27 protein-coding genes are annotated in these 26,923 nt (G+C 72.0%); 19 read left to right on the top strand and 8 right to left on the bottom strand.

Going from position 1 to position 26,923, the window contains the following annotated elements:
* Positions 1 to 17: 17 nt before the first annotated feature.
* Positions 18 to 803, top strand: coding sequence for a class I SAM-dependent methyltransferase (locus tag ETD85_RS29245; protein WP_170246896.1), 786 nt, complete (start codon positions 18 to 20; stop codon positions 801 to 803).
* Positions 804 to 966: 163 nt separating this feature from the next.
* Here the strand turns inward: ETD85_RS29245 and ETD85_RS29240 are convergent, their stop codons facing one another.
* Complete coding sequence (locus ETD85_RS29240) at positions 967 to 2,109, bottom strand: helix-turn-helix domain-containing protein (protein ID WP_206058703.1); 1,143 nt, start codon at positions 2,107 to 2,109, stop codon at positions 967 to 969.
* Positions 2,102 to 2,860 (bottom strand): hypothetical protein, encoded by a 759-nt coding sequence (locus ETD85_RS29235; RefSeq protein ID WP_138693008.1) that lies wholly within the window; start codon positions 2,858 to 2,860, stop codon positions 2,102 to 2,104. Before ETD85_RS29235 ends, ETD85_RS29240 begins: the two co-directional genes overlap by 8 nt.
* 174 nt (positions 2,861 to 3,034) lie before the next feature.
* Between ETD85_RS29235 and ETD85_RS29230 the strand changes: the two genes are divergently transcribed.
* The 4 genes from ETD85_RS29230 to ETD85_RS29215 all read left to right on the top strand — a co-directional run bounded on the left by ETD85_RS29230 (position 3,035) and on the right by ETD85_RS29215 (position 5,769).
* Positions 3,035 to 3,844, top strand: a complete 810-nt coding sequence (locus ETD85_RS29230; protein ID WP_138693007.1) for a hydroxypyruvate isomerase family protein — start codon at positions 3,035 to 3,037, stop codon at positions 3,842 to 3,844.
* On the top strand, positions 3,835 to 4,719 hold the full coding sequence (locus ETD85_RS29225; RefSeq protein WP_379507132.1) for a 2-hydroxy-3-oxopropionate reductase: 885 nt from the start codon (positions 3,835 to 3,837) through the stop codon (positions 4,717 to 4,719). Before ETD85_RS29230 ends, ETD85_RS29225 begins: the two co-directional genes overlap by 10 nt.
* A gap of 141 nt (positions 4,720 to 4,860) precedes the next feature.
* Positions 4,861 to 5,475, top strand: coding sequence for an HNH endonuclease family protein (locus ETD85_RS29220; RefSeq protein WP_240779504.1), 615 nt, complete (start codon positions 4,861 to 4,863; stop codon positions 5,473 to 5,475).
* Positions 5,476 to 5,769: a hypothetical protein gene (locus ETD85_RS29215; RefSeq protein WP_138693004.1), complete on the top strand. Its 294-nt coding sequence runs from the start codon at positions 5,476 to 5,478 to the stop codon at positions 5,767 to 5,769.
* Between the two features lie 64 nt (positions 5,770 to 5,833).
* Here ETD85_RS29215 and ETD85_RS29210 read toward each other — a convergent pair whose 3' ends face one another.
* Entirely contained in the window at positions 5,834 to 6,511 is a 678-nt protein-coding gene (locus tag ETD85_RS29210) for a TetR/AcrR family transcriptional regulator (protein ID WP_138693003.1), read from the bottom strand.
* Positions 6,512 to 6,664: 153 nt separating this feature from the next.
* Between ETD85_RS29210 and ETD85_RS29205 the strand changes: the two genes are divergently transcribed.
* Complete coding sequence (locus tag ETD85_RS29205) at positions 6,665 to 7,105, top strand: PaaI family thioesterase (protein ID WP_138693002.1); 441 nt, start codon at positions 6,665 to 6,667, stop codon at positions 7,103 to 7,105.
* 186 nt (positions 7,106 to 7,291) lie between these two features.
* Here ETD85_RS29205 and ETD85_RS29200 read toward each other — a convergent pair whose 3' ends face one another.
* Positions 7,292 to 9,307, bottom strand: coding sequence for a CehA/McbA family metallohydrolase (locus tag ETD85_RS29200; RefSeq protein WP_240779503.1), 2,016 nt, complete (start codon positions 9,305 to 9,307; stop codon positions 7,292 to 7,294).
* 81 nt (positions 9,308 to 9,388) lie between these two features.
* On the opposite strand from ETD85_RS29200, the gene ETD85_RS29195 reads away from it, so the two are divergent.
* A complete protein-coding gene (locus ETD85_RS29195) occupies positions 9,389 to 10,090 on the top strand; it encodes a rhodanese-like domain-containing protein (protein ID WP_138693001.1) in 702 nt (233 codons plus the stop codon).
* A 213-nt stretch (positions 10,091 to 10,303) separates the two neighbouring features.
* On the opposite strand, the gene ETD85_RS29190 is transcribed toward ETD85_RS29195, so the two are convergent.
* On the bottom strand, positions 10,304 to 10,609 hold the full coding sequence (locus ETD85_RS29190; protein WP_206058697.1) for a Fe-S cluster assembly protein HesB: 306 nt from the start codon (positions 10,607 to 10,609) through the stop codon (positions 10,304 to 10,306).
* A 102-nt stretch (positions 10,610 to 10,711) separates the two neighbouring features.
* Between ETD85_RS29190 and ETD85_RS29185 the strand changes: the two genes are divergently transcribed.
* From ETD85_RS29185 to ETD85_RS29130, 12 genes are all read left to right on the top strand, one after another.
* Positions 10,712 to 11,368: a hypothetical protein gene (locus tag ETD85_RS29185; protein WP_138693000.1), complete on the top strand. Its 657-nt coding sequence runs from the start codon at positions 10,712 to 10,714 to the stop codon at positions 11,366 to 11,368.
* Between the two features lie 41 nt (positions 11,369 to 11,409).
* Positions 11,410 to 12,183: an enoyl-CoA hydratase/isomerase family protein gene (locus ETD85_RS29180; RefSeq protein ID WP_138692999.1), complete on the top strand. Its 774-nt coding sequence runs from the start codon at positions 11,410 to 11,412 to the stop codon at positions 12,181 to 12,183.
* 80 nt (positions 12,184 to 12,263) lie between these two features.
* On the top strand, positions 12,264 to 12,668 hold the full coding sequence (locus ETD85_RS29175) for a hypothetical protein (RefSeq protein ID WP_138692998.1): 405 nt from the start codon (positions 12,264 to 12,266) through the stop codon (positions 12,666 to 12,668).
* Positions 12,665 to 13,876, top strand: coding sequence for a DUF6395 domain-containing protein (locus ETD85_RS29170; protein WP_240779502.1), 1,212 nt, complete (start codon positions 12,665 to 12,667; stop codon positions 13,874 to 13,876). Before ETD85_RS29175 ends, ETD85_RS29170 begins: the two co-directional genes overlap by 4 nt.
* A 31-nt stretch (positions 13,877 to 13,907) precedes the next feature.
* Complete coding sequence (locus ETD85_RS29165) at positions 13,908 to 14,750, top strand: M55 family metallopeptidase (RefSeq protein WP_138692996.1); 843 nt, start codon at positions 13,908 to 13,910, stop codon at positions 14,748 to 14,750.
* Between the two features lie 30 nt (positions 14,751 to 14,780).
* A complete protein-coding gene (locus tag ETD85_RS29160; protein ID WP_206058695.1) occupies positions 14,781 to 16,331 on the top strand; it encodes a flavin monoamine oxidase family protein in 1,551 nt (516 codons plus the stop codon).
* Positions 16,332 to 16,391: 60 nt separating this feature from the next.
* Positions 16,392 to 16,904: a YbaK/EbsC family protein gene (locus ETD85_RS29155; RefSeq protein ID WP_138692995.1), complete on the top strand. Its 513-nt coding sequence runs from the start codon at positions 16,392 to 16,394 to the stop codon at positions 16,902 to 16,904.
* Between the two features lie 131 nt (positions 16,905 to 17,035).
* The gene (locus ETD85_RS29150) at positions 17,036 to 19,081 is read left to right on the top strand and encodes a serine/threonine-protein kinase (RefSeq protein ID WP_170246895.1); all 2,046 of its coding nucleotides are present in this window, start codon (positions 17,036 to 17,038) and stop codon (positions 19,079 to 19,081) included.
* Positions 19,082 to 19,097: 16 nt separating this feature from the next.
* Entirely contained in the window at positions 19,098 to 20,924 is a 1,827-nt protein-coding gene (locus ETD85_RS29145; protein WP_138692993.1) for a serine/threonine-protein kinase, read from the top strand.
* 35 nt (positions 20,925 to 20,959) lie between these two features.
* A complete protein-coding gene (locus ETD85_RS29140) occupies positions 20,960 to 22,201 on the top strand; it encodes a serine/threonine-protein kinase (RefSeq protein ID WP_138692992.1) in 1,242 nt (413 codons plus the stop codon).
* Positions 22,202 to 22,442: 241 nt separating this feature from the next.
* On the top strand, positions 22,443 to 23,222 hold the full coding sequence (locus tag ETD85_RS29135; protein WP_138692991.1) for an electron transfer flavoprotein subunit beta/FixA family protein: 780 nt from the start codon (positions 22,443 to 22,445) through the stop codon (positions 23,220 to 23,222).
* Positions 23,223 to 23,241: 19 nt separating this feature from the next.
* The gene (locus tag ETD85_RS29130) at positions 23,242 to 24,195 is read left to right on the top strand and encodes an electron transfer flavoprotein subunit alpha/FixB family protein (protein ID WP_138692990.1); all 954 of its coding nucleotides are present in this window, start codon (positions 23,242 to 23,244) and stop codon (positions 24,193 to 24,195) included.
* Positions 24,196 to 24,267: 72 nt separating this feature from the next.
* Here ETD85_RS29130 and ETD85_RS29125 read toward each other — a convergent pair whose 3' ends face one another.
* The 3 genes from ETD85_RS29125 to ETD85_RS29115 all read right to left on the bottom strand — a co-directional run bounded on the left by ETD85_RS29125 (position 24,268) and on the right by ETD85_RS29115 (position 26,697).
* A complete protein-coding gene (locus tag ETD85_RS29125; RefSeq protein ID WP_240779501.1) occupies positions 24,268 to 24,714 on the bottom strand; it encodes an HIT family protein in 447 nt (148 codons plus the stop codon).
* Positions 24,711 to 25,382, bottom strand: coding sequence for a rhomboid family intramembrane serine protease (locus tag ETD85_RS29120; protein ID WP_170246894.1), 672 nt, complete (start codon positions 25,380 to 25,382; stop codon positions 24,711 to 24,713). The genes ETD85_RS29125 and ETD85_RS29120 overlap by 4 nt, the downstream gene beginning before the upstream one ends.
* A gap of 127 nt (positions 25,383 to 25,509) precedes the next feature.
* Positions 25,510 to 26,697 carry an MFS transporter gene (locus tag ETD85_RS29115; RefSeq protein ID WP_138692987.1) on the bottom strand — a complete coding sequence of 396 codons (1,188 nt, stop codon included), beginning with the start codon at positions 26,695 to 26,697 and terminating at the stop codon, positions 25,510 to 25,512.
* Between the last annotated feature and the right edge of the window lie 226 nt (positions 26,698 to 26,923).

Raw genomic sequence — 26,923 nt, 5'->3', positions numbered from 1 at the left:
CGTGCGACGCTCGGGCGGTGCCGGACTACTACCGCGACCTGGCCACCGACTACCACTGGATCTTCCCTGACGAGATCGTCAGCTTCCCCGGCGTGATCGGCGGGACCTCGATCGAGAGCAGGGAGTTCATCCAGTCGATCGTCGACGCCCTGCCGCCCGGCGCCGCCGTGCTGGACTGCGCCTGCGGCATCGGCACCGACGCCATGGCACTCGCGCACGCGGGGTTCCAGGTGACCGCCACGGACGGCAGCCCGCTCATGGTGGCCGAGGCGCGGCGGCGCCTGCCCGGCGGCGTGGAGCTGCTCGCCTGCCGGTGGGAGGACCTGCCCGCCACCCTGACCGGGCGCTTCGACCTGGTCCTGTGCCTGGGCAACTCGCTGGTGCACGCCGGCTCGCACAAGGCCATGGTGGCGGCGCTGTCGGGGATGCGGCAGGTGCTCGCGCCCGGCGGCACGCTGATCGTCGACTCCCGCAACTGGGAGCTGCTCTACCGGCAGCGGCCCCGCATCGTGGCCGCCGACCGGGTCAGGGAGCGGGACGGCGTGCGGTCCACGTGCGTGTACGTCTGGAACATCCCCGACGCCCTGGACGAGCCGTGCCTGGCCGAGATCGTGCTCCTGCTGGAGCACCCCGGCGGCGTGCTCACCCACCGGCGCTACCCGATCGACTTCCAGCCGTTCACGCCCGCCGAGCTGGAGGCCAGGCTCGCCGAGGCCGGGTTCGCCGTCACCGGCTCCTCCTACCACCCGGACCGCGGCCGCTATGCCGTCACCGCCGTCGCGGCCCGGAGCCCGGTCTCATAGCGAGAACGCAGAAGGCCCTGGACGCGGACCAGGCAAGGCACACGTCCCTGGACGCCCGGCCAGGAAGGCGCGCGTCTCTGGACGCCCGGCCTTGAGGGGTCGGGTGAGCGGGCGCGGCCGGAGGTCAGTCTCCGGCGGGACGTGCTCACCTCCGCCACCTCTGTCAGAGGACGAGTCTCAGCTCGGGCCGCTGGTCGGGCAGGCCGATCAGCTCGCGCACGCGGGTGATCGGCCAGGCCAGCTCTCTGGCGAGGGTGGCGGCGCTCAGCCCGCTCTCGCGGATGGCGAGGTCGAAGGCGTGGGCGAGCAGGACGGGCTGCTCGCCGGGATAGCCGGAGACGGGCTCGTTGGTGAACCCCGGCTGGTCGCGCAGGGCGGCCAGGCGCTGGTAGGCGCGGCCGGCGGCGGAGTCGGACAGCAGCCCGGTCTCCCTGCACCGGTAGAGTAGCGAGTCGACCGACACGCCCCAGCTCTGCCGCAGCTCGGCGAGCCTGCGCAGATCGGCGCGGAGCGGCAGCTGGGGCAGGATGCTGTCGCGCGGCGTGAGGAACTCCGCGGCGAAGGCGTCGGCCTCGCGCTCCTGGTGGGTGTCTCCCGCCGCCGTGTCGCCGTGGAGGACCAGGTGGCCCAGCTCGTGGGCGGCGGTGAAGCGGTGACGGTAGATGTCGTCGAACCTGTTGGGGGTCAGCACCACGATCGGCCGCGGCAGGCTGGAGGTGGAGAAGGCGTCGACGGTGACCGCGTCGGGATCGTGGCGCGGCAGGGCGACGACGATGCCGTGCGCCTCCATATGGCGGACGAGATGGCTGATCGGGCCGGTGCCGAGCTCCCAGTGGGCGCGCAGCGCGCGGGCCGCGCCCGCGGGGTCGCGCGGCAGGTCGGAGTGCATCTCGCCGCCGGCGAACCCTGGCAGGTCCACCGCGGGGAGCTGGACCCGCTTCTCCAGCGCGTAGGTCAGCTCCCACACCTGCTCCACGAACGCCACCGCCTTGGCCCGCTGGTAGGCGCGGGTCGAGCGCAGGCTGCGGAAGTGAGCCATCGAGCCGTCGAGCTTGCCGTGCGGGCGGCCCGGCAGGAAGAACGCCATCGGCACGGCCAGCACCTCGGCCAGCGGCGCGATCAGGTCGGGACGCGGGCGGGTGACGCCCGACTCGTATTGCCCGACCGCGGCGGGGGAGACGCCCAGGTGCTCGGCGACCTCCTTCTTGGTCAGCGCGGCCAGGTGACGGGCCTGGGTGAGCCGGGTGGCGTCGAAGGCGTCGGCGACGGCCTGCGGGGTCAGGGCGCCCGTGGTGAGCCTATTCACCGCTCGCGGCTTCTGGCCTGATCGGGATGGCCTCGCCGGCCGGGGCGGCCAGCCGCTCGGCCCTGGAGCGCGCGTTGAGCGCCGGCGTGGGCATGACGCCCTGGTCGAATGCGGCCGCGGGCGCCTGCTCGGCGGCGCGCGCGGCGCTCTCGCGGGCCAGCGGGATCTCCTCGCAGTGGTGCCAGCGCAGGCTGCCGGTGCGATCCAGCAGCTCGGCCTCGCCCCACCAGGCGTCGAGCAGCCCGGCATGCGCGTTGCAGGCGTACGCGATCAGCACCAGCTCGGTGCCGTCGGGCAGCCCGGCCAGCGCCTCGGCCACCAGCGCCGCCTGCGGCGCGACGTCGTGCAGCGCGAGCTGCCGCATCCGCGGCTCCGGCCCGAACCGCTGGAACAGCGCCTGCACCAGCGCGGACGGCCGCCCGTCGCCGATGCGGGCGCTCATCACGCTGATCGAGCGGTCCTTGGCGTAGCGGAAGGGGAACAGCAGCTTGCCGTCCAGCAGCACCAGCTCGTGGGGCGACCCGGCGGGCTTGACGATCCGCACGTCGCTCATGTCCTCGAACGCCTCGGCCAGCGCCTCGAACTTGCGCGACATGAGCGTGAACCCGAAAGGATGCAGATGATCGGTCTGCGCCACCTTCTGTGCGTCGCGGGCGTTTTCCAGCGCGACGGACAGCGCCTCCGCGATGCCCTGTCTGATCAGGGGGACGCGCTGCCCGAACGTGTCGTGAGCCCACTGCGACACCAGCATGCGCGACCTCCGATCGCTTCAGTTTCCAACATCATAGACCCGCCACCGCTTCACGAAGCCGCTCCGCCGCGCCGGGCGCCGGTGCCTGGGCCCGGGTGCCTCGTGGACGGTCCGCGTCCGTGTAGGACAATGTCCCGCGAATGACACTGTTTCCGGCGTTCAGAGGGCCCGCGCGTGACCAGATGGACCGTCAACTGCTCGATTCTCTACACCGGCCTGCCACTCCTGGAGCGGCCCGCCGCGGCGGCGGCCGACGGGTTCGAGGCGGTTGAGTTCTGGTGGCCGTGGCCGGTGGCGGTCCCCGGCGATCGTGAGGTGGACGCGTTCGTCCGCGCGGTCGAGGACGCGGGGGTGCGGCTGACCGGGCTCAACTTCTTCGCCGGCGACATGCCGGGCGGCGATCGCGGCCTGGTGTCCTGGCCGGGGCGCGCGCGGGAGCTGCTGGACAACATCCCGGTGGTCGCGGCCATCGGCGAGCGGCTCGGCTGCCGGGCGTTCAACGCGCTCTACGGCAACCGCGTCGAGGGGACGCGCCCGGAGGAGCAGGACGAGCTGGCCGTCGAGACGCTGGCGGCCTGCGCGCGGGGCGTGCCGGGCACCGTGCTGCTGGAGCCGGTCAGCGGCGCGCCGCGCTATCCGCTGCGCACGGCCGCCGACGCCGTGGCCGTCCTCGATCGGCTGTCCGGCGTGCCGGACCTCGATTCGCCGGGACTGGGGCTGCTCGCCGACTTCTACCACCTGGCGGTCAACGGCGACGACGTGCCCGCCGTCATCGAGCGGCACGCCTCGCGCATCGCCCACGTACAGATCGCCGACGCCCCGGGCAGGGGCGCGCCCGGGGAGGGCGCGCTGCCGCTCCGGCAGTGGATCGGCGACGTCCAGGCCGCCGGCTACGACGGGTACGTCGGCCTCGAATACAGCTCAACGGGCCCGGACGCCTTCGCCTGGCTGCCACGCGAACAACGCTCGGGAGGATCATCGTGACCGCCATCGCCTTCATCGGACTCGGCATCATGGGCAGCCCGATGGCCGTGCACCTGGTCGCGGCCGGGCACACCGTGACCGGCTACAACCGCTCGCCCGCCAAGGCCAAGCCCCTGGAGGAGGCGGGCGGCCGGGTCGCCGGGTCGATCGCCGAGGCGGTGACGGGCGCGCAGGCCGTCGCGCTGATGGTGCCGGACTCTCCCGACGTGCGCGACGTGCTGACCGGCGACGACGGCGTGTTCGCGCACGCCGCGCCCGGCACGCTGGTGATCGACTTCTCCTCGATCCGCCCCGACGTCACCCGCGAGCTGGCGGCGGAGGCGGACAGCCGTGGGCTGCGCTACCTCGACGCCCCGGTCTCGGGCGGGGAGGCGGGCGCGCGGAACGCGGCCCTGTCGATCATGGTGGGCGGCGAGCGCGAGGCGTTCGAGGCCGCCAGGCCGATCTTCGAGGCCGTCGGCAGGACGGTCGTCCACGTGGGGCCGAGCGGCGCGGGCCAGACGGTCAAGGCGGCCAACCAGCTCGTCGTCGCCGCGAACATCGAGGCGCTGGCAGAGGCCGTGGTGTTCCTGCGGGCGCACGGGGTGGACCTGGAGGCGGCGCTGGACGTGCTCGGCGGCGGCCTGGCCGGGTCGGCCGTGCTGGCGCAGAAGCGCGCCAACATGGTCGAGCACGCCTTCGAGCCGGGCTTCCGGATCGAGCTGCACCACAAGGACATGGGCATCGTCACGTCGGCCGCACGTGAGGCCGGGGTCGTGCTGCCGCTGGGCGCGCTGGTCGCCCAGCTCGTGGCGTCGGCGAACGCGTGCGGTGACGGCGGGCTCGACCACTCGGCGCTCCTGCGCGGCGTCGAACGCCTCTCCGGGGCCTCGTAAAGCCAGTCCCAGCGTTGTCACTCTATGTGACAGACGTTGGCGTCATCGACTACTCAGCGTAATCGCCGCTGTTAGTCGTTGCCCATGCTCTCATTGCGATCATGGCATCCACGTGCGGCGACTGCCGTCGCCGCCGCTCTCGTGGTCCTGGCTCCCGCCGCGGCGGCCGCCGCTTCCGCTGCTCCCGCCGAGCTCCCGCCCGCGCTGTCGGTCTCGGCCGCGTTCGAGCGGCTGTCCGATCTGACGGTCGCCGACCCGCGCCCGATGGCCGGCTACAGCCGCAGCCGCTTCCCGCACTGGGCGCAGCAGGGCCGCGGCTGCGACACCCGCGAGGTCGTGCTCGCCCGCGACGGCGAGGACGTCAAGCAGGACGAGCAGTGCCGGGCCGTCTCGGGGGCCTGGTACAGCGAGTACGACGGCAGGGAGTTCACCAGCGCCTCGCAGATCGACATCGACCACATGGTGCCGCTGGCCCAGGCGTGGCGCTCGGGCGCCGACGTGTGGAGCGACGACCGGCGCAGGCGGTTCGCCAACGACCTGGAGGGCCCGCAGCTCATCGCGGTCTCGGCCGCCTCGAACCGGTCCAAGGGCGACCAGTCGCCCGACCAGTGGCGGCCGCCCCTGCGCAGCTACTGGTGCACCTACAGCCGGGCCTGGGTGGACATCAAGTCCCGCTACGCGCTCACCGTCACCGAGCCCGAGATGGAGGCTCTGACGGAGATGCTGGGGACCTGCGACCTCACAGAAGGTGAGTGAGTGGGCGTCGAACGCTTCGAAAGCAGCGTCGTCGCCGGGCCCGGCGGGGTGATGACGGACGAGGTCGGCGTCATCACCGGCGAGGTCACCGTGCGGACCGAGGTCGGCGCGGGACAGGTCAGCGTACGGATCCAGTACCTGGACGCGGACGAGTGGTACGAGGTCGAGGGCAGTCCGCTGGGGCCCTGCGGCGACCCTGGACCGGGGCTCCACGAGGAGATCGTCCGGGCGGTCCGGCACGGGATGCCGGCCGGCCTGACCGGCTTCCGCCCTGCCGAGGCCGAGCGACCCTGACGGTGCGGCCCCCGGCGACCCGCTGTCGCCGGGGGCCGCGGTGTGCGGTGCTCAGCCTTGCCCCCTACTCGTCCTTCTTCTGCTCGTCCCCCTGCTCGTCCCCATGTTCGGAGAGGCGCCGGATCAGCTCGCCGGCGGTCATCGCCGTGCCCGGCGGCGCGGGCGCCGGGTGGGCCCGCATACCCGCGAGCACGAGCCGGACCGTCCGTTCCCGCAGCTCTTCGCCCAGATCGGCGGGCAGCGTGGGCAGCCCGCGGACGAGCAGCCCGATCGCCCCCATCACGTCCCCTGCCCCGACGTCGGTACGCAGCGCGCCTTCGCCGTGTGCGGCGGCCACGATCCGGTCGAGCGCGTCCAGCAGGCGAGCGCGCCCCTCGCCGATCTCCGGCGTGGCGGCCACGCGGTGCACCTGTGCGCCGGCGACCGAGACGAGCAGGTCCAGCCGGAGTTCGGCGCAACCGTGCACGAACCGGCTCAGCGCGTCCCATGCCCACGTCTCCTCCGAGCGCGCCGCGTCGGCCAGGGCGACCATGCGATCGAGCCCGTCGGCCAGCACGGCGTGGATCAGGGCCTCACGGTCGGGGAAATGCCGGTAGAGCGTGCCCACTCCCACCTGGGCGTGCTGGGCGATCTCGTCCATCGTCGCCCCTGGGCCCTGCTCGGCGAACACCGCCCTCGCCGTCTCGATGATCTGCTCCCGGTTGCGTCTGGCGTCCGCCCTGAGGGGACCCGTGGTGCGCATCGGTTCTGCCGCCTTCCGTGCTGGAGATCACTCTGACTTCAGTTCCTATCGCAGAATAACGTCGGAAATCGGAGAAATTTTCTCCGCTTACCGCGAGCAAGGCACGGTGAAGTGCGCGGCGAATCTGTCGGTGGCGTCGCGTTCAATCGGGTCATGGACATGCAGACGCGGCAAGGACCGTTCTGGGACGTGTGCGCCGGCCGGGTGCCCCCGCCGCCCGCCGCGGAGACGCTGGGCTGGGAGCTGCTGAGCGTCGACCCGGATCAGGGGACCATCGAGGTGGCCTTCCAGGCGAGTGAGCGCTTCGCCAACCCCATGGGGGTGGTCCAGGGCGGGTTCCTGGCCGCGATGCTCGACGACACCCTGGGCCCGGCGCTCGTCGCGACGCTGCCCGACGGCCAGTTCGCGCCGACCCTCGATCTGCACGTGCAGTTCCTCCGCCCGGCCCGGCCGGGCCGGCTCGTCGGGCGCGGCAAGGTCGTGCGGCGCGGCAGCCAGGTGTGCTTCATGTCGGGCGAGCTGCTCGGACCCGACGGCGAGCCGGTGGCCGTGGCGACCGCGACCGCCCAGATCCAGACCGTCAAGCCCCGGTGACAGGCCACACACCAGGGCGCCGACCGGCCGCACGAGGAGCCGTCCGCGCTCCGCAGCGCCTGACAGCGAAAAGCGCCGCACCCGCCTGACCAAATGAAGCGCCCGCGGCCGGCTCGCCTGACTCGCCTGACTCGCCTGACTCGCCTGACTCGCGGAGTCGACCGGCGAAGCGTGTCGGGTGCCGCGTCAGGTCAGGCGGGCCCGATAGACCGCTCTGGCCCGCTCGTACAACTCCAGGTGATCGTCGAGCTGCGCCGCGCTCTCGAACGTGCCCCACTCCTTCAGCACCACTTCGAGCCGGTCCAGCCAGGCCAGGCACCAGCGCACGTCCGCCTCCCTGGCCACGTGCCCGCCCGCCACGTCCACGTACACCGGGCTGGTGTGCGCGTAGGCGCCGCTCCAGTGCATCGTGCGCGGGTGCGCGCCGCCGGACGCCACGGCGACCACGTACGTCGGCTCGCGCACTTCCATCGACGCGGCCAGCCGCCCCGGCGGACCCTGGGCCAGCACCCCCTCCGACGTGCGGATCTCCAGCGACTCCACCTCGGGCCCGATCGAGGTGAGCACGATCTGCGCCCGCTGCCCCGGAGCCAGGGCCAGGGTCTCGCCTGGGCCGGCGCCGTTCACGCTCAGCTCCAGCCACGGTCCGGTCGTGGCGAACGTGCGGCCGAGCAGGATCGCCTCCGCGTACGACTCGGCGGTGAGCGGTCCTGCGACGTTCGCGTACACCCGCTCCCAGCCGGGCGGGCTGGACGCGGTGCCGCGGCGGCAGAAGGACAGCACGGCGTCGGTGCCCGCGGTGACCGCGAGCCTGTTGCCCGCGCCGATCAGGCGGCGGTAGACGGCGGCGGTGGCGGCGACAGAGGAGTGGTTGAGCACGTCGAGAGTGTCGACCAGCCCCAGCGCCGCGTCGGCGACGATCTCCCTGGCCGAGCAGTCGCGCCCGCGGTCGAGCACCTTGTCCGGCGGGTCGTCGTCGCCGAACGCCGTGTGGAACGGATGCCCGTAACTCGTCACCCCGCCGAGCGCCCGCAGCTCCGCGCAGGCGACCGCGTTGGGCGGCCAGTCGGCCGTGCCCTGGAAACCCGCGTGGTAGCGCCCCGGCAGGGCGCGCAGCCCGAACGCGGTCAGGTGCCCGACGACGTCGTTGCGGTACTCCACGCCGAGCCTGGCCAGGTGGTGGTCGTCCGACCACGGCAGGTCCTCGCCCACCCAGTGCGCCAGCGCCTCCACGTCATAGACGCGCTCGCTCGCGACGTTGCCCGCGACGAGGTTCAGCACGTGCAGGTCCTCGCCGTGCTGCGCCGCGGCGGCCAGCGCGGGCGCGGCGGGCTCCTCGCCCATCCAGTTGAGGTGCACGTGCAGGTCGCCGCCGAACCAGCCGCGCGCGGCGGCGTCGTACAGGCGCTCGGGCGTCAGCTCGACCAGCGTCTCAGCCCCGGCCCGCGGGGTCAGCGCGATCTCGGCGGAGGTGTACTCCATCCCCCTGGTCACCGTCACGGTGATCGGCTCGGCGGGCACCGCGAGCACCAGGTCGTCGCCGTGGAAGTACGGCCTGCGCAAGGCGTCCACCTTGGCCGGCGCGCCCTCGGGGTACCAGCCCTGCCCGTTCGCGCCCGTCACGCTCCACCGGCACGGGAACCCAGCTCGCAGCCGCACCGTGGCCGCCGCCGCCCGCCTGGACAGCGGCGCCAGATCCACCGGCCGGCCGCCCACGGCGACCTCCCGCTCGACCTCGACCACCTTCGCGCCGCGCACGGGCACCTCGTACGCCGTCCCGTCCACGACGACCTCGACCGGCTCGTCCCTGCTCGAATCCAGCAGCAACGCCGTACGGAAGGGCGCGTCACCCAGCACGACCCGGGTGTCCGCGGCCAGCTCGAACCCCTCGGGCGTCAGGCGCAGCGCGGCCAGGTTGTCCAGCACGTCCCCGCCCAGCGCGTCGCGCACCACCAGGGCCGGATCCACCTCGCCGAGCCGGCTCTCCCACTCGCTCGCGGACAGGCCGGGGTGACGCTCGGCGATCTGCCCCAGGGCGTGTTTCCAGTAGGGATGGCGGCGGTCCAGGAAGACGGTGGCCCAGGCCTGCACGACGTACGACAGAGGCGGCTCGCCCCAGCGGACGTCGTGCGCGTCACGCAGCGCGCGATAGGCGGCCAGCGCGCGGGCGACGGGCTCCGGCAGCAGCGGATCGTCACACATCGGACACTCCCTGATTAGGACCCGTCGTCATAGTGACATGAAACGCCGGTCGTGTCCGGTCTCTCGGGGTACGGGACTGCCATGACGCACATCATCGATCGCGAGGCCGTTCGCAGCCTGGTCGCCGGCGGCGAAGCACAACTGGTCGAGGTGCTGCCGGAGGCGGAGTACGCGTGGGCTCACCTGCCCCGGGCCGTGAACCTGCCACTCGGCGCCCTCGGCGGCGCGGCACCTGGCCCGCTGGACACGCTCGACAAGGGCCGTCCGGTGGTCGTCTACTGCCACGACTGGCTTTGCGACCTGAGCCCGCGGGCCGCCCACCGCCTCGCGCACCTCGGTTTCGGCCGGGTCTACGACTACGCGCTGGGCAAGACGGACTGGCTCGCGGCCGGCCTGCCGTACGAGGGGGAGGCGACCCTGGTGTCCCGCACCGTGCGCAGGGACCCGGTGACCGCGGCTCTCGGCGACCGGCTGGACGAGCTCGCCGAGCGCATCGTCGCCGACCCCGCGGGGCTGGCGGTGGTGGTGGACGAGGACGACGTGGTCCAGGGCGTCATCGGCTCACCCGAGCTCAAGGGCGCCGACCTGGACGGGCCCGCCGAGCGGGCCATGCGGGTCGGCGTGACCACCGTACGGCCGAGCGAGCAGCTCGAACCGCTGGTCCAGCGCATGGACCGGGCCAAGGTGGATCACGTCGTCGTCACCAGGGCGGACGGCACGCTGGTCGGGCTCTTCGGGCTCGGCGACGTTCGCTCGCCGGAGTCGGAGTCCGACCAGGGCTGACCCCCGCCCCGGCGGCCGCTCCAAGCGGCCGGCCCGGAAGCCGGCCCGGAAGCCGGCCCGGAAGCCGGCCCGGAAGCCGGCCCGGAAGCCGACCCGGAAGCCGACCTGGAAACCGGGATGGAAACCGGGATGGAAACCGGCATGAAAGCCGCCTCAGGGGCGGTCCAGTGGCCGGCCCGGCAGCCGGCGCCGGTCCGGCGCCGGCGATCCGGCTCAGCCGACGGAGCCGTTGCTGCTCGCCCGCCGGTCCAGGCGGAACGAGGGCTGCCCGGGGCTGCCCGGCTGGGCGTCCAGGGACTTGTCGTCGAGGATCGGCACGGCCTCCTCGGCGACGAAGACGCGCACGTCCTCCTTCTGCACGACCTGGTCGCCCGCTTCCGGCGTGCTGGCCAGGGAGAGTTCGAGCGTTCCCGCCTCGTCGGCCTTCGGGGCGATGCGCAGGCCCGCCTGGGCGGGGATCTCCTCGTCGACCATGAGGTCGCGGATCGCGACAACGGCGTTGTCAGTCAATGTCAGCACAATTGGCTCCTTCGTTATCGGGAACCCTTCGCCTCCCCGCCTGCCTCCGCTCCAAACGCGGCCCCCTGAATGCGGGGCCCGGCCCCGGGTAGCGGAGCCACCATGGGAAAGAGCGACAAAGCCGTCCTGGACCTGCTTCTCGACCGTTACGGCCGCACGTTCGCCGGCGAGGCCGGAATAAAGCTCTCGGACCAGCCGAAACCGCTGTACCAGCTGCTCGTCCTGGCCACCCTGCTCAGCGCGCGCATCTCGGCGCGGATCGCGATCGCGGCGGCCGGGGAGCTGTTCGCCGCCGGGTACGCCACGCCCAGAGCCATGCGGGAGGCGAGCTGGCAGGACCGCGTGGACGCCCTGGGCCGCGGCCACTACCGCCGCTACGACGAGCGTACGGCCACGATGCTCGGCAACGGCGCCGAGCTGCTCATCGACCGGTGGAAGGGCGATCTGCGCCGCCTGCGCGACGAGGCGGGCGGCGACGCGGGCCGGATCCGCGACCTGCTGACGGAGTTCCCCGGCATCGGGCCGACGGGCGCGGACATCTTCCTGCGCGAGGTCCAGGGCGTGTGGCCGCAGGTCGCGCCGCACCTGGACCAGCGGGTCCTGGCGGGCGCGGGCCGGCTTGGGCTCCCGCGCCAGGAGCGCTCGCTGGCCGGGCTGGCGCACTCGAACGACGAGCTGGCCCGCCTGTCCGCGGCACTCGTACGCGTCTCGAGCGACGCGAAGGCGGCGAAGGAGATCAAGGCCGCCGCCACCCGCTGAGCCCCCACGGGCGGGCGATCCCGCTCTGTTAGGTTCGAGCCATGGGTGAGTTTGTGAGCGTCGAAGTGGCCGACCAGATCGCCACGATCCGTCTTGACCGTCCGAAGATGAACGCACTCAACGGCCAGGTCCAGCTGGAGATCGTCGAGGCGGCCCGGCAGGTGGACGCGGACCCGCAGGTGCAGGCCGTGATCATCTACGGCGGCGAGCGGGTCTTCGCGGCGGGCGTCGACGTCAAAGAGATGGCCGACATGTCTTATGCCGACATGTCCACCCATTCCCGTACGCTCCAGGCCTGCTTCACCGCGGTCGCCCAGATCGGGAAGCCGGTCATCGCCGCCATCACCGGCTACGCGCTCGGCGGCGGCTGCGAGCTCGCACTCTGCGCCGACTTCAGGGTCGCGGGGGAGTCGGCCAAGCTGGGCCAGCCGGAGATCCTGCTCGGCATCATCCCGGGCGCGGGCGGCACCCAGCGGCTGCCCCGCCTAATCGGCCCGGCCAAGGCGAAGGACCTGATCTTCACGGGCCGCCACGTCGAGGCCGCCGAGGCCCTCGCGATCGGCCTGGTGGATCGGGTGGTCCCTGACGAGCAGGTTTACACGGCGGCGCTCGAATGGGCCGCCACCTTCGTCGGCGGGCCCTCCGTCGCGCTGCGCGCCGCCAAGCAGGCCGTGGACCAGGGCCTGGACGCGGACCTCGACACCGGCCTGGAGATCGAGCGGCTGCAGTTCTCCGGGCTCTTCGCCACGGACGACGCGAAGATCGGCATGCGGGCGTTCGTGGAGAAGTCCAAGGCCAAGTTCACCGGCCGCTGACCTCGGGAGCGGCGGGTAAAGGAGACCCATTCAGGAAGCCTGTCCATAGAGATAAGGGTTTGCCACTATGGTGGCGTTCCATGATGCGCGTCCCCGTCCCCGCCCGGCTCCGGAAGACCGTGCGTACGTGGTTCGATTCCCGTTACATCTCGATCGCCGATCATCGTCAGGACATCAGGGACGCGCTCTGGGAGGTCCAGACGCTGCGCCGCGAGATGGCGACGTTGCAGGGCGAGGTGGAGCGGCTCAGGAAGGCCCGCGCGGCCGCGCCTGACAGGACGGCTGACAGAGCGGCCGACAGGGCCGCCGAAAAGGCCAGGCTCGACGACACGCACCGGCTCGCCCAGGAGACGGCGAAGGCGCTGGACGGCGTGCTGCAGAACGAGGTCCTCGTCTGGCAGGCCATCGACGACCTGCGCGCGGGCGCCGTGCGGAAGCCGGGGCCCGGCACCGGGCCGGCGGAGGAGCAGCAGCCGTGCGCGTGACCTGGGAAACCCTGGCGACCGGCGCGAACCTGACCTTCCGGCTCGACCCCGAGGACGAGATCACCGGGAAGGCCACCGACGAGCACCCCGTCAAGCTGGCCATCAACTCCTGCTCCATCGGCGGCGTCCCCGATGACGCCCACCCCGACCTGTTCGCGGTCGCGGCCTGGACGGTCGTCGCGCCGTGGACCAGGAAGCGGGTCATCTTCGACCGCGCGATCTCGCCGCAGCTCGCCGAGGCCCTGCACAGCGGATGGGGCGTCGAGGCGGGGCCGGTCGGGGCCGAGGCCCGCCAGGCGGGCAGGACGCTGGCCGTCTCCTACAGCGGCGGCGCGGACTCGGTGGCGGCGGCCACCGTCTATCCGGAGGCGCCCTTCGTGCACTTCCGGCGGGTGGCGCACACGCGCGTGCCGAACCGCTGGCCGCACTACCGCTCCGACGTTCTGGCCAAGCTCGCCGCCAAGACCGGGCGCGAGCTGTCCACCGTCAACTCCGACCTGGAGTTCACGCTGGCGGAGCCACGGCCTGGCTACCCGGAGCACCACGCGGTGGCGGCGGGCGCGCTGCTGCTCGCCGACCAGCTGGACCTCGGCGGCCTCGGTTTCGGCTATGAAATCGGTTCACGGTGGCTGGGCGGGGGGCGCTACTTGTGGCGCTACACGCCCGACAACCCCATGTGGTCGCCGCACGGCGTGTGGGGGCGGTTGTTCGCCGCGGCGGGCGTGCACATCGTGCTGCCCGTCGGCGGCGTGAGCGAGGCGGTCACCATGCGCCTCGCCCTGAGCTCCGATCTCAAGGACCAGGTGCGCTGGTGCCTGCGCGGCACCGACGGGCCGTGCCGCAACTGCGGGAAGTGCCTGTACAAGGAGCTCATCCAGGCCGCCGTCGAGCGCCGGCCGCTCGACACGCCCATCACCGCCGACCGGCCGATCGCCCGCAAATACCTGCGCAAGCCCCCTTTCGGCGGCCAGGAGATGATCGAGTACGGGCTGGCGCGCGTCCCCGGCATCGAGAACACGCTGTTCGCGGGCGCCCTCGGCCATTTCGAGGCCACCGAGGAGTCCACGAGCTGGCTCGACCACTGCTACCCGCGGGCGATCGCCGAGATCCCCGCGCAGTGGCGCGACCAGGCGGCCGCGTTCATGTCGGCGCAGGTCGGGATGATGACTGAGGACGAGGTACGGCGGGTCGAGACATGGGGGTCCTGACCGCTGCCGGGCCCAGGCGAGGAGGGGGCGCGTGAAGGTTTATCTGTCGGTCGACATGGAGGGCGTGACGGGGCTGACCGACCCCGAGGAGATGCACGCCGGCAAGCGGGGTTACGAGCGCGGCTGCGAGCTGATGACCGCCGACGCCAACGCCGCCGTCGAGGGGGCGTTCGACGCCGGCGCGGCCGGCGTGCTGGTCAACGACGCACACGGGTCCACCAAGAACCTCCGGATCGACCTCCTCGATCCCCGGGCCAGCCTCATCAGGGGGCCGGGCAAGGCGCAGCGGATGGCGCAGGGGCTGGACGGCTCGTTCCAGGCCGCGTGCTTCGTCGGCTACCACGCCCGCGCCGGCGTGCAGGACGGCGTGCTGAACCACACCTGGATGGGCAAGGAGATCCAGAACGTCTACCTGAACGGCGACCTGTGCGGCGAGACCAGGCTGGTCGCCGCGTGCGCCGGGTTCCACGGCGTGCCGGTCGTGCTGGTGACCGGGGACGAGGCCGTCGGCGAGGAGGCGCGCGAGCTGCTCGGCGACGTCGAGACGGTCGCGGTGAAGAAGGGGATCGACAAGTTCTCCGCGGAGTTGCTGCCGCCGAGCGTCGCCCAGGCGCGGATTCGTGAGGCGACGGCGCGCGGGCTTCGCCGGTTGAGCGACTTCACGCCCTATCAGGTGGCGGCGCCGTACACGCTGGGGGTGGAGTGGAACTCGACGGCCATCGCCGCCGCCGTGTCGCTCGTACCCGGGGTGAAGTCCGTGGGGTCGCGCCACACCGAGTTCACCACCGACGACTTCACCCAGATCATGGCGCTGTTCGGGATCTTCGCCACGATCGGCGGCCAGGTCGCCTGTGGCAGCGGGCCGTACGGCTGAGCCGCGGAACGGACACGAGGAGAGGCTGAGGTGGAGAGGGCGGCGCTGACCCGGCGGGGGTTACTCGTCGGGATCGGGGCGGCGGGCGGCGCGGGCGCCATGTACGCCGCCATGGGCGCTCTCGGCCTGGCCCCCGCGGAGCAGGAGAAGGACTTCGTCGCCCCCCGGCCGGGCGACTTCTCCCTGCGCGGCAAGGGCGCGGCCAAGGTCGTGATCCTGGGCGCGGGGGTCGCCGGGCTGACGGCCGCGTACGAGCTGGGCAAGGCCGGATACGACTGCACGCTCCTGGAGGCCAGGCAGAAGACCGGCGGCCGGAGCCTGACGCTGCGCGGCGGTGACCGGCTGACCGAGCTGAACGGCCAGTCGCAGGAGGTGAAGTTCGGCGAGGGCGTCTACTTCAACGCCGGGCCCGGCCGCATCGCCCCCTGGATGGTGACCCTCGACTACTGCCGAGAGCTGGGCGTCCCCATCGAGACGTTCGTGAACAACAACGCCGCCGCCTACGTCCACACCGGCGGCCAGACGGTCAGGGCCAGGACCGCCCGCGCCGACATGTACGGATATGTCGCAGAGCTTCTCGCCAAAGCCACACATGCCGGCGCCCTGGACCGCGCCATCACCAAGGGCGACCAGGAGCGGCTGCTCGACTTCCTCAGACGGTTCGGCGACCTGGGGCCCAAGCTGGAGTACGAAGGCTCCGACCGCCGCGGTTTCGTGAAATATCCGGCGCTCGACGACGGCACCCCCGTCGACGCCCCCGGCACGCTCCACCGCGTCCTCGCCGCCGGCACCGGCCGGGCCATCACCAACGACTTCGGCTACGAACAGGCCACCCCCATGTTCCAGCCGATCGGCGGCATGGACGCGATCGTCGCCAAGCTCACGGAGGCGGTGGGCCGGGACCGCATCAAGACGGGCGCCAAGGTCACCAAGATCACCAACCTGGCCGACGGCGTGGAGGTCGTCTGGGACGGCGGCAGCATCAAGGCCGACTACTGCATCGCCGCCCTCCCGCCCCACATCCTCGCCAAGATCCCGCACAACCTCGGCGCCCAGGTCACGACCGTGCTGAGGACCCCCGTCCCCGTCGCCGCGGGCAAGATCGGCCTGGAGTACGGCAGGCGCTGGTGGGAGCTGGAGGACCGCATCTACGGCGGGGTGACGGAGACCGACCTCGACATCACCCACATCTGGTATCCCTCGCACGGCTACCACTCGGAACGCGGCCTCCTGGTCGGCTACTACAACACCGAGCGGAACGCCGAGCTCTACGCGGCGCTGGCCCCGGAGGACAGGAGGCGGCGCGCGCTCACCCAGGGCAAGAAGATCCACGGCGACAAATACCGCCAGAACCTCCTCTCCAGCGTCTCCATCGCCTGGGACCGCCAGGAGCACATCCAGGGAGGCTGGGTGCGCTGGCCCTCCTTTGATTCTTCCTTCACTTTTCTGCAACGCCCCGCAGGAAGGGTTTACTTCGCGGGTGACTGGCTCACCCATCTGATCGCCTGGCAGGCGGGTGCCATGGAGTCGGCCCGCGGCGCCGTCACGCAGCTGCACCAGCGAGTGCTGCAGTCTCCGTGACCCCGCCACGCTACTTCCGGGACCGGCATAGGCTCCTGGGAGAGCGATCGAGGAGATGGGATGACGTTGCACTGGGTGCCCGCGACCGAGCGGATCGACCTGCTGGCTGATCCGGTGGCGCTGGCCGTGCCCGCCGTGGAAGGCGTCGAGGTGGCCGAGATCGACCCCGATCTGGCCGACACGGCGGAGTTCTGCGAGCGGTACGGTGTCCGGCTCGACGAGTCGGCCAACTGCGTGGTCGTGGCGGCCAAGAGAGGCGGCGAGACGCGCTACGCCGCCTGCATGGTGCTCGCGACGATGCGAGTGGACGTGAACGGCGTCGTACGCAGGCATCTCGACGCCCGCAAGGCGAGCTTCGCGCCGATGTCGGAGGCGGTCGAGCTGAGCGGCATGGAATACGGCGGCATCACGCCGCTGGGCCTGCCGGACGACTGGCCGATCCTGGTGGACACGCATGTCGCGGAGCACGCGCGCGTGGTGATCGGAAGCGGCGTACGCAGATCGAAACTCGCCGTATCCGGAGCCGCGCTGGCCGCTCTGAAGAGGGCAGAGGTGCTTCCTCTGGCCGGCTGAGCGAAACTGAAGCCGATTCGAGACCGTTGGATGGGAAACCGATGGGGCCCTTGCGAACGTTGTACGAGTGGGAATGTGGCCTCATGGTTCATCTCGTGGGCGGGGATTAAGCCGGTATGGTGCTTCATGCCATGAACGATGACCGACTAGGCCCTTACCGGCTGCTCAGGCGGCTCGGTGAAGGCGGGATGGGCGTTGTCCACCTCGCTGTCGACCCCCAGGGGCGGCAGGTGGCGGTCAAAGTCCTGCGCGGAGAGGTCGCCGGTGACGAGGTCGCCAGGCGACGGCTTTCGCGCGAAGTCGAGACGATGCGCCGGGTGCGGAGCAAGTTCATCGCCGAGGTGCTCGACGCCGATGTGACCGGTCATCGTCCGTACATCGTCACGCGTTACGTTCCAGGCCGTCCTCTCGACGAGATCGTCAAGGACGACGGCCCACTCGACCTGCCCGCGCTGGTCAGGGTCGCGCACGGAGTGGCGGCGGCGCTGTCCGTCGTCCACTCGGTCGGCGTGATCCACCGCGACCTCAAGCCGGGCAACGTGCTGATCCTCGACGGCGAGCCCGTCCTGATCGACTTCGGCATCGCGCAGGCGGTCGACGCGACCAGGCTGACCCAGACCGGCATGTTCATCGGCACGCCCGGCTACCTCGCGCCCGAGATCATCGAGGGCCAGGAGGCCGGTCCCGAGGTCGACATCCACGCGTGGGCGGGCACCCTGCTCTACGCGGGCACCGGCCAGCCGCCCTTCGGCAAGGGCACGCTGGAGATGATCTTCTACAACATCACCGCGGGCAAGGCCGACATCAGCGCCGTCCCCGCGGAGCTGCAGCCGCTGCTGAAGGCCGCGTTCCAGCGCAACCCCAGCAAGCGTCCCAAGGCCGCCGACCTGGCCGAAAAGACCGCCAGGATGCTGCCCAAGCCGCCGCAGGGGAGCTCGCCCGACGAGATCTCGACTGTCCCGCGCCCCGACCAGCGCCAATCGGTCGACTTCATGGCGACGCCGCCCCCGGTCGTGGCGGACAAGCCGTCCTATGACGTGTCCACGCCGCCGGTGACGCCGAAGCGGCTGCTCGAAGGCCAGGACCAGCCGCCCGCGGCGCCGCAGGAGCAGCAGCCCTACGTCTCGCTCCTGCCCAACCAGGCCGACCCGTGGCCGACCCGCAGGGTGTCGCCGGAGGAGCTGCGCCAGATCCAGCGCGAGGCCGCGGCGGCGTGGCAGCAGCCGGTCAACAACCACGGCCTGCAGGCCCCGCCCGGCGAGGCCGACGTGCCCACCCGGCGGGTGCGCCCCGAATCCCCCGACTACGGGCGGCTCAACCCGCCGCCCGGCGGCGCTCCCGGCGGCGTTCCCGGCGGCGCTCCCGATCAGGGCCGGCACGCCCAGGGACCCGACCACGGCCGCTACGCCGCCGACTCCGGACGGCTCGGCACGGGTCCGGACATGCCCGAATACAACCGGCCCGGCCCGAGCCCGGTGCAGCCGCCGCCCTACATCCCCGCGCAGCCGCAATACTCGCCCGAGGTGCGGACCAAGCGGGAGCCGTACCTCCCGCCGGCGCAGCCGGGCAACGTGCTGCAGCGTTCCAGGGCCTACGGCGTGGCCGGCGCGATGCTGCTGGTCCTGCTGATCGTGGCGGCCGTGCTCGCGCCCGTGATCGTGGCCGTGCTGGCGATCCCGTTCGCGGTGCTGCTGCGCGCGGCCGACCTGGCCCAGCCCGAGCTGACCGCCCGCCGGCCGGCGGGCGCGGCGGCGCTCGACGTCGTCAGGGTCTTCGCCTATCCCAAGGCGCTGGCGAAGTCGGCGGGCATCACGCTCGCACTCGTCCTCTACGCCCTCATCCTCGGCCTGCCGGTGACGCTGCTGCTCACCGTGGTGGCCAGAATGGATCCCTCCAACGCCCTGGCCTGGGGCGCCGCCGTCGCGCTGTGGACCGTCTGCGCGGGTCCCGGAGTGGAGGGTCCTGGCAAACAGATGCGCAGAACGCTCGCATCGCTCGTACCCTCGAGAACAACGGCAATGGTGATGGCAGGGGTCCTCGCGGCGGGCGCCGTGCTCTCGCTGATCCTCGCCTACAACACGTTCGGGTCCGAGCCTAGGGGGGCCGTATGGACTCCGCTGAACGTCGATGGAGTGGTCGAGCAGCTCAACGGATTGAGGGGAAATCCCGGGGGATGACGCGGGGAAGGTGGCGATGAGTACGCAAGCACCAGAGCGCCTCGGCCCTTACCGGCTGGTCAGGAAGATCGGCGAGGGTGGCATGGGGGTCGTCCACCTGGGTCTCGACGGCGAGGGCCGCGAAGTCGCGATCAAGGTCCTGCATCCGCACGTGGCCGCCGACCTCAAGGCGCGCGACCGGCTGACCCGCGAGGTCGAGACCATGCGCCGGGTGCGCAGCCCGCATGTGGCCGAGGTCATCGACGCCGAGCTCGTCGGCGGCCAGCCCTACGTCGTGACCCGCTTCGCGCCGGGCCGCACGCTGGAGGACACGGTCCTGAGCGAGGGGGCGCTGGAGGCCCGCCAGATCATCCGGCTCACCCAGGGGCTCTGCCAGGCCCTGGTGGCCATCCACGCGGCCGACGTGATCCACCGCGACTTCAAGCCGTCCAATGTCATGCTGGTCGACGGCGAGCCGCTGGTCATCGACTTCGGCATCGCCCACCTGGTCAACGCGACCAGGCTGACGCAGACGGGCATGTTCGTCGGGACGCCGGGCTATCTGGCGCCCGAGATCATCCGCGACTCGGAGATCACCCAGGCGGCCGACGTGCACGCGCTGGCCTCGACGGTGTTCTTCGCCGCGACCGGCGCGCCGCCGTTCGGCACGGGAACGTTCGAGGCGGTCTGCTTCAACATCATGGAGGGACGCGCCCAGATCGACAAGGCGCCCGCGTGGCTGCGCGGCTGGCTCAGCCGGGCCCTGCGGGTCGATCCCGCGGGCCGGCCCGGCGCCCAGGAGCTGCTGCGGATGGCCAGGGCGCTCGACCCGGCGGTGACGACGTTCAACGAGACCGCTTTCGAGGGGCCGACGGGCACCAAGCGGCTGGGCGACCGTACCCGGACCATGGACACCTTCTCCGACCTGCTGCCGCCGGTCGAATACGGCAAGCCCGCGCCGCCGAAGCGGCGCGAGGAGCGGCCGCGCCACGAGGAGCGGCCCCCGCCCTACGTGCCCGCGCCGGTCCACGAGCGGCCGCCGATGCCGCGCGCCGACCAGCGCGTGGCGGGCTATCCCGCGCCGCCCCAGACCTCGCCGTCGCAGCTGAGGCCCTACGAAGCGCCGCCGGCGGCGGGCTCGCAGGTCAGGCCGTACGTCCCGCCGCCACCGCCGCGCCAGTACACGCCGCCGGCCGAGCGGAAGAAATACCTGTTCGGCAGCCAGCTCGTGGGCCTGCTCCTGCTGGTCACGCTGGTGGCGCTGACGGTCATGATGCCGGTCATGGCCGGCGCGGTGGCCCTAGCGCTCGCGCTGGTGCTGCGCATCGGCGAATACCTGTTCGGCGATCTGGTCAAGCGGCGCCAGGTGCGCGGCAACAGCGCGGCCGACCCGCTGCTCGTGCTGGTCGCCACCCCGTGGGCGCTGATCAAGTCCGCACTCGTGACCGCGGTGCACGCGCCGCTGGCACTGCTGTTCGGCGTGTGCGTCTGGGGCGTGCTCCACTGGGCCGGCGGGATGGGCGTCAACGAAGCCGCCTCCTACGGGGCCGGCGCGTTCGCGGCGGGCCTGTTCGTGCTGCCCGGCGGCGGCGCGCCGCGCAAGGCCGTCACGCGCTCGCTCACCAGCGTCCTGCGCAGCCCTGGCGCGGCGCTGGTCGCGGTCGTGCTGGTGGGCACGGCGGCGATGTTCGCGGTGATGTTCGCGCTGGGGCAGGACCCGGTGTGGTCGCCGTGGCGGGCGCCGGAGTCCGTGATCGACGATCTCGCCAACGACGCCAGGCAGAGCACGATCGGGCTGATCACCGGATTGATCGACAGCTTGCTGGACGGGCTAGGGCTGGGGTTCCTGACTCCTTGGTCCTGAGTGTCCGCACAGGCTCTCAGGGGGAGAAGACAGGTATGAGCGAGCGCCTCGGCCCATATGAGCTACTCTCCCGGCTCGGGGCCGGCGGGTTCGGCGAGGTGCATCTGGCACTCGACGCCGAAGGCCGCACGGTCGCCGTCAAGGTGCTGCACCCGCACGTCGCGGCCGACGCCGGCGCGCTGGCCAGGCTGGCGCGCGAGGTGGAGACCATGCGCATGGTCGGTGGCCCGCACGTGGCCGAGGTGCTGGACGCCTCGCTGGAGGGCGGCAGGCCCTACCTCGTGACCCGCTACGTCCAGGGCCGCCCCCTGAGCGCCGTGCCCGTGCCGGTCGCCGATCTGCGCCTGCTGGCGGCCGGCCTGGCCGACGCGCTGCTGTCCATGCACGAGTCGGGCGTGGTGCACCGCGATCTCAAACCGGCCAACGTGATGATGACCGAGGGCGAGCCCGTCGTCATCGACTTCGGCATCGCCAGCGCGCTCGACACGCTGTCCGTCACGGCGTCGGGCGCGGTGGTGGGCACGCCCGGCTATCTCGCTCCCGAATTACTCGAGGGGCGGCCCGCGGGCGTCGCGGCCGACGTCTTCTCCTTCGGCGCGACGCTGGCCTTCGCGGCGACGGGGCGGCAGCCGTACGGGCAGGGGCCGCCGTCCGCGATCGCCTACCGGGTCGTGCACCACCCGCCCGACCTGGAGGGCGTGCCCGCGTGGCTGGAGCCGCTGTTACGCGACTGCCTGTCCGCCGAGCCGGAGGCGCGGCCCACGACGGCGCAGATCTGCGCCAGGCTGGGCGTGGCGCCGGTCTCCCACGCTCGCCAGGTCTCCCGCAGCCCGGCCGGTACGGTGCTCCGCCCGCGCGCCGTCCCCCGCTCCTCGGCCGGGGACGATCTGACCACCAGGGAGTGGCGGCCGGGCAAGGAGCAGCATCGCAGGTCGGTGGAGGAGTCCAGGGCCAGGCACCGGGAGAAGGTGCGCCGGCGCTGGCTGATCGGCTCGGGCCTGTTCGTGTCGCTGCTGGCCGCCGCCGCCCGCCAGCCGCTGCCCGAGGTCGCGCTCTTCCTCCTGGCGGCCTACGCGCTGGGCGTGGTGGCCGACGCGGGCGTGGCGCTGTTCTCGCACAGCCCTTACCGGCGGAGCCGCATGATCATCGATATGGTCAGTGTGGCAGGGGTCACCGGGCTCTGCTTCGGGCTGGCGGCCGCGTTCAGCACGTTCACGCTGGCGTTGTTCGCGGGCACGGCGCTGGTCGTGGGGATCGTGTTCCTGCTGTCGGCCTGAGCGGTGGGGTGGGGGCCCCGAACAGAATGAAGTTCGGTATGGTGGGAACCGTGGTTTGCTGCGCAGGCCGGACAAGCTGGGGGTTTGCGCATAAGCTACCCATGGGTAACATAACCGCGGAACCACGGCACACCCTCTGTCGGGAGCCCGGACGGCACCTGGCAGTCTGGACAGCATTGCATTCGGCGCCCATCGCAACGATGCGGTGGCGCACGCGAACATGGGAGGTCGGCCACCGGCCATGAACATCGTCGTCTGCGTGAAGCAGGTCCCCGACACGGCGACCGAGCGCAAGCTGCGGTCCGATGACAACACGCTCGACCGCGACGCCGCCGACGGCGTGGTGAACGAGCTCGACGAGTACGCCGTCGAGGAGGCGCTGAAGCTCAAGGAAGCCCACGGTGGCGAGGTGACCGTCCTCACCATGGGTCCTGGCAGGGCCACCGAGACCATCCGCAAGGCACTGGCCATGGGCGCCGACAAGGCCGTCCACCTGAGCGACGACGCGCTGCACGGCTCCGACGCCCTGTCGACGTCGTACGCGATGGCGCAGGTGCTCAAGAAGATCGGCTTCGACCTGGTCATCCTGGGCTCGGAGTCCACCGACGCGCGCACCGGCGTGCTGGCCGCGATGCTGGCCGAGCGCCTCGGCACGGCCCAGCTCACGCTGGCCAACAAGGTCGACGTCGAGGGCTCCTCGATCTCGATCCAGCGGATCACCGACTACGGCTACGACAAGGTCGAGGCCGCGCTGCCCGCCGTCGTGTCCGTGGTCGAGAAGATCAACGACCCGCGCTACCCGTCGTTCAAGGGCATCATGGCGGCCAAGAAGAAGCCGGTCGAGACGCTGGCCATCGGCGACGCGTCCATCGACGCCGCCCAGGTGGGCCTGGCCGCCGCCTGGTCCGAGGTCGTCGACCACGCCGCCGCCCCGCCGCGCGCGGCCGGCACGATCGTCAAGGACGAGGGCGACGGCGGCGCGAAGGCCGCCGACTTCCTCGCGTCGAAGAAGTTCATCTGAGAACGGGGGTTTTACTGATATGTCGGAGATTCTCGTTCTCGTCGAGCACGTCGAAGGCGAGGTCAAGAAGGTCACGCTGGAGCTGCTGACCCTGGCCCGCTCGCTCGGCACGCCCGCCGCCGTCTGGGCGGGCCCCGGCATCACCGCCGAGGCCAAGGCCAAGCTGGCCGAGTACGGCGCTGACAAGATCTACGTGGCCGGTTCGAGCGACCTCGCTGACTACGTGGTCGCGCCCAAGGCCGAGCTGCTCGCCCAGCTCGTGTCCGGCAAGTCGCCGGCTGCCGTGCTCGTGGCCGCCACGGCCGAGGGCAAGGAGATCGCCGGGCGCCTGGCGATCAAGACGGACTCCGGGGTCATCACCGACGCCGTGGGCCTCGGCGAGGGCTTCGTGGCCGACCAGTCCATCTTCGGCGGCGGCGTCAACGTGCACTCCAAGGTGCGCAAGGGCACGCCGATCGTCGCCGTCCGGCCGAACTCGACGGCTCCGGTGGCCGCCGCCGGGGCCGGTACGGAGGAGGAGGTGCCGGTCACGCTGTCCGACGCCGCCAAGACCGCCCGCGTGGTCGAGCGGGTCAAGCAGGAGAAGGGCGCCCGCCCCGAGCTGACCGAGGCCGCGATCGTGGTCTCCGGCGGCCGTGGCGTGGGCTCGGCCGAGAACTTCTCGGTCATCGAGGGCCTGGCCGACGCCCTGGGCGCGGCCGTGGGCGCATCGCGCGCCGCCACGGACGCGGGCTGGTACCCGCACCAGTTCCAGGTGGGCCAGACGGGCAAGACCGTGTCGCCGCAGCTCTACATCGCGGCCGGCATCTCGGGAGCGATCCAGCACCGGGCGGGCATGCAGACCGCGAAGACCATCGTCGCGATCAACAAGGACCCGGAGGCCCCGATCTTCGAGCTGGCCGACTACGGCGTGGTCGGCGACCTGCACCAGGTCGTGCCCCAGCTCACCGAGGAAGTCGACAAGCGTAAGTAGCGCGTCGCAGGCAGTCGGACGGGACATCGGGGGGCTGTTCGGCCCCCCGATGTCCCGTTTCCGGCGGCGCTCTCAGCTGAGCGCCGCCCTGAGGCGTCCGGCCAGGCTCTCGGCCTGGTCCGGGCTCCAGGGGATCAGCCCGTTCTCGGCCATGAGCGCGTGATACTGCTGCTGGTCGTAGGCCGTTCCCGGCGGCAGCGGCGCCACGTGCCAGTGCAGGTGCGAGTTGCCGTCCTGGCTGCCGAGCGAGAGCACGTACGTGCGCTCCGACGGCACGACCGCCTCCACCGCCAGCGCCACCTTCCTGACCACGCCCATGATCGCGTGGTAGGCGTCCTCTTCGAGGTCGCGTACGACGTGTTCGATGTGCTGCTTCGGGCTGACCAGTACGTAGCCGGGGACGGTGGGGTAGCCGGACAGGAAGGCCACGTGCCGGTCGTCCTCGTAAACGACCTGCTCAAGAACGTAATCCGGGTCCCCTGCGACGATGGCGCAGATGAAGCAGGGGCGCGACTTCACGCGGGATTCGTACGCCTGAACGTCGAAGGCCACGCTTCTTTCAAGATCCATCCCACGATGATGCCCGCCAGGAGCGCGTACCCGTGGAGGTCTCCGAGCGCGGCCAGCACGAGGGCGGCGGCGACGGGGACCGCGACGGGCAGCCACTGGGGCAGGCGCTCGCGGTGGACCACGAGCTGGAATCCGGCGGCGGTCAGGACGACCATGGCGACGACGCCCCACGTGCCGAGCCCGGCCAGCAGCCAGACCCCGGACACCACCGCGTAGAACGCGCCCAGCGAGCGGGCCGGCCGGTCGCCGGCGAGGAGGGCGAGACCGGCCGCCAGCCCGCACAGGGCCACGGAGTTGCCCGCGCCCGGCTGGTGCAGGAGGTATCCGGCGCTCTCGCCCGCCACGGCGCCCGCCGCGTACAGGGTGAGCCAGCGGCGGGGGCCGAGCGCCCGCTCGGCGACGTAGCCGAGGACGGCGAGGAACGCCAGGTTGGCCAGGGTGCCGAACACGCCTCCGTCCTGGACCAGCAGCGCTGTCACCGGCCGCCACCACTCGCCCGCGGCGATCGCCGCGGGATCCCGCATCCAGGCGGCTTCGAGGCCCGGGACGGCGAGCTGGAGGAGGCTCGGAACCACGGTGATCGTGAAGACCGCGGCGGTGACATACGGCTTGAACACCGGATCAGCCTCGCACACGGGCTCCGCTCGGGGCAGTGCCGGGTGTACGAGGCCGGACGGTGACATTTGTCAGGATGCAGTCTGAACGTGGCCTTTTGCCGGGGTCGCAGTCTGACGGTGGCGTCTGTCAGGCTGCGGCCTCGGCGGGCTCCCTGACGGGCAGGGGAGTGACCACGGCCGTCTCCCTGCGCGGGAGCAGCCGGGAGGCCAGGGCGATGAGCACGCCCAGGACCACGCCGATGCCGAGCGCCGTACGCAGCGAGGTGGCGTCCGACAGGAAGCCGATCACCACGGGGCCGAGCAGCAGGCCCGCGTACCCCATGGCGCCCGCCTGGGCGATCGCCGGCCCAGGGGTGTCGGTCGCGGTGCCCGCCAGCGACAGCGTCAGCGGCGAGATCGTCGCCACGCCGAGCCCGACGAAGAACATCGCGAACACCGCCACCAGCGCCGCCGGAGCGCCCAGCACGACCGCGAAGAACCCGGCCGTGGCCACCCCGGAGACGGTCAGCATGCCCCGCACCCCGAACCTCGCCCGCAGCCGGTCGCCCGTGAGCCGGGCGGCCAGCATGCCGGCCTCGAAGACCGGGTAACCGAGCGCCGCCAGGGCCTCGGGAGCGCCGAGCTCGTCACGCATGTAAAGGCCGTTCCAGTCGGCGACGGTGCCCTCGACCATGAAGGCGAAGAACATGATCGTGCCAAGCAGGTAGACGATCGGCGGCAGTCGCCTGCGCGCCGCCGTGGTGGCCGCCGCGGTCGCGGGCTCGGGCAGGTACGTCCGGCCGATCAGCACCATGACGGGCAGCGAGACCAGGCCGATCAGCGCCACGTTGGCGGTGAACGGCAGGCCCGCCGCGATCGCCAGGCTGCCCAGCCCGCCCGCGGCGATGGCGCCGACACACCAGCCGGCGTGCATGCCGTTCATCAGCGGCCGGCCGTACGCCTGCTCGACCGTGGAGCCCTGGGCGTTCATGGCGACGTCCACCATGCCGAAGGCCATGCCGAAGAACGCCGCGGCCACCATCAGCAGCGGCAGGTTCGGGGCGACGGCCACGGCCACGAGGCCGGCCGCCGTGAGAGGACCGCCTACCCGCAGGACCGTCCTGCTGCCCGCGCGCGCCATCACCCGCCGCATGGACTGCATGGTCACCAGAGCGCCCAGGCCCCACACCAGCAGGATCGCGCCGACCGTGGCCTCGGACAGGCCCAGCTTGTCGGTCAGCGCGGGGATGCGCACAGTCATCGTGCCCACCATCAGGCCGGCAAGGACAAAGGTGAGGACCGCCCCGTAACGGGCACTCCTCAGCTCGCGGGTCATAAGGCCACACCTCACACAAGTTCGCTTTTTCGTATCGGGCTCGTCAGGGCACACCCGTCCGCCGCCGGATTCCCGCGGGAAAGCCGGTTCGAGGGCAGCGCGTAGCGGGATCGCCTGTCAGATCGGAAAGCCCCGGGCCGGGGCTCGTCAGACTTCCGTCCAGATGCCGGGGCGCGGGAAGGCGCCGGTCGGCGGGACGGCAGCTGTCTCCGCTACACATACCCGC

The sequence above is a fragment of the Nonomuraea zeae genome (assembly GCF_005889725.1).
In the GTDB taxonomy this organism is placed as follows: domain Bacteria; phylum Actinomycetota; class Actinomycetes; order Streptosporangiales; family Streptosporangiaceae; genus Nonomuraea; species Nonomuraea zeae.
This window is presented reverse-complemented; position numbering and strand designations above follow the sequence as displayed.

What these genes read in the sequence shown, in the direction of transcription:
- ETD85_RS29235 (WP_138693008.1), bottom strand. Translation starts at nt 2,860, where the DNA reads ATGCTGGTGTCGCAGTGGGCTCACGACACGTTCGGGCAGCGCGTCCCC.
- ETD85_RS29210 (WP_138693003.1), bottom strand. Translation starts at nt 6,511, where the DNA reads ATGCGCACCACGGGTCCCCTCAGGGCGGACGCCAGACGCAACCGGGAG.
- ETD85_RS29205 (WP_138693002.1), top strand. Translation starts at nt 6,665, where the DNA reads ATGGACATGCAGACGCGGCAAGGACCGTTCTGGGACGTGTGCGCCGGC.
- ETD85_RS29200 (WP_240779503.1), bottom strand. Translation starts at nt 9,307, where the DNA reads ATGTGTGACGATCCGCTGCTGCCGGAGCCCGTCGCCCGCGCGCTGGCC.
- ETD85_RS29195 (WP_138693001.1), top strand. Translation starts at nt 9,389, where the DNA reads ATGACGCACATCATCGATCGCGAGGCCGTTCGCAGCCTGGTCGCCGGC.
- ETD85_RS29185 (WP_138693000.1), top strand. Translation starts at nt 10,712, where the DNA reads ATGGGAAAGAGCGACAAAGCCGTCCTGGACCTGCTTCTCGACCGTTAC.
- ETD85_RS29180 (WP_138692999.1), top strand. Translation starts at nt 11,410, where the DNA reads ATGGGTGAGTTTGTGAGCGTCGAAGTGGCCGACCAGATCGCCACGATC.
- ETD85_RS29175 (WP_138692998.1), top strand. Translation starts at nt 12,264, where the DNA reads ATGATGCGCGTCCCCGTCCCCGCCCGGCTCCGGAAGACCGTGCGTACG.
- ETD85_RS29155 (WP_138692995.1), top strand. Translation starts at nt 16,392, where the DNA reads ATGACGTTGCACTGGGTGCCCGCGACCGAGCGGATCGACCTGCTGGCT.
- ETD85_RS29150 (WP_170246895.1), top strand. Translation starts at nt 17,036, where the DNA reads ATGAACGATGACCGACTAGGCCCTTACCGGCTGCTCAGGCGGCTCGGT.
- ETD85_RS29145 (WP_138692993.1), top strand. Translation starts at nt 19,098, where the DNA reads ATGAGTACGCAAGCACCAGAGCGCCTCGGCCCTTACCGGCTGGTCAGG.
- ETD85_RS29140 (WP_138692992.1), top strand. Translation starts at nt 20,960, where the DNA reads ATGAGCGAGCGCCTCGGCCCATATGAGCTACTCTCCCGGCTCGGGGCC.
- ETD85_RS29135 (WP_138692991.1), top strand. Translation starts at nt 22,443, where the DNA reads ATGAACATCGTCGTCTGCGTGAAGCAGGTCCCCGACACGGCGACCGAG.
- ETD85_RS29130 (WP_138692990.1), top strand. Translation starts at nt 23,242, where the DNA reads ATGTCGGAGATTCTCGTTCTCGTCGAGCACGTCGAAGGCGAGGTCAAG.
- ETD85_RS29115 (WP_138692987.1), bottom strand. Translation starts at nt 26,697, where the DNA reads ATGACCCGCGAGCTGAGGAGTGCCCGTTACGGGGCGGTCCTCACCTTT.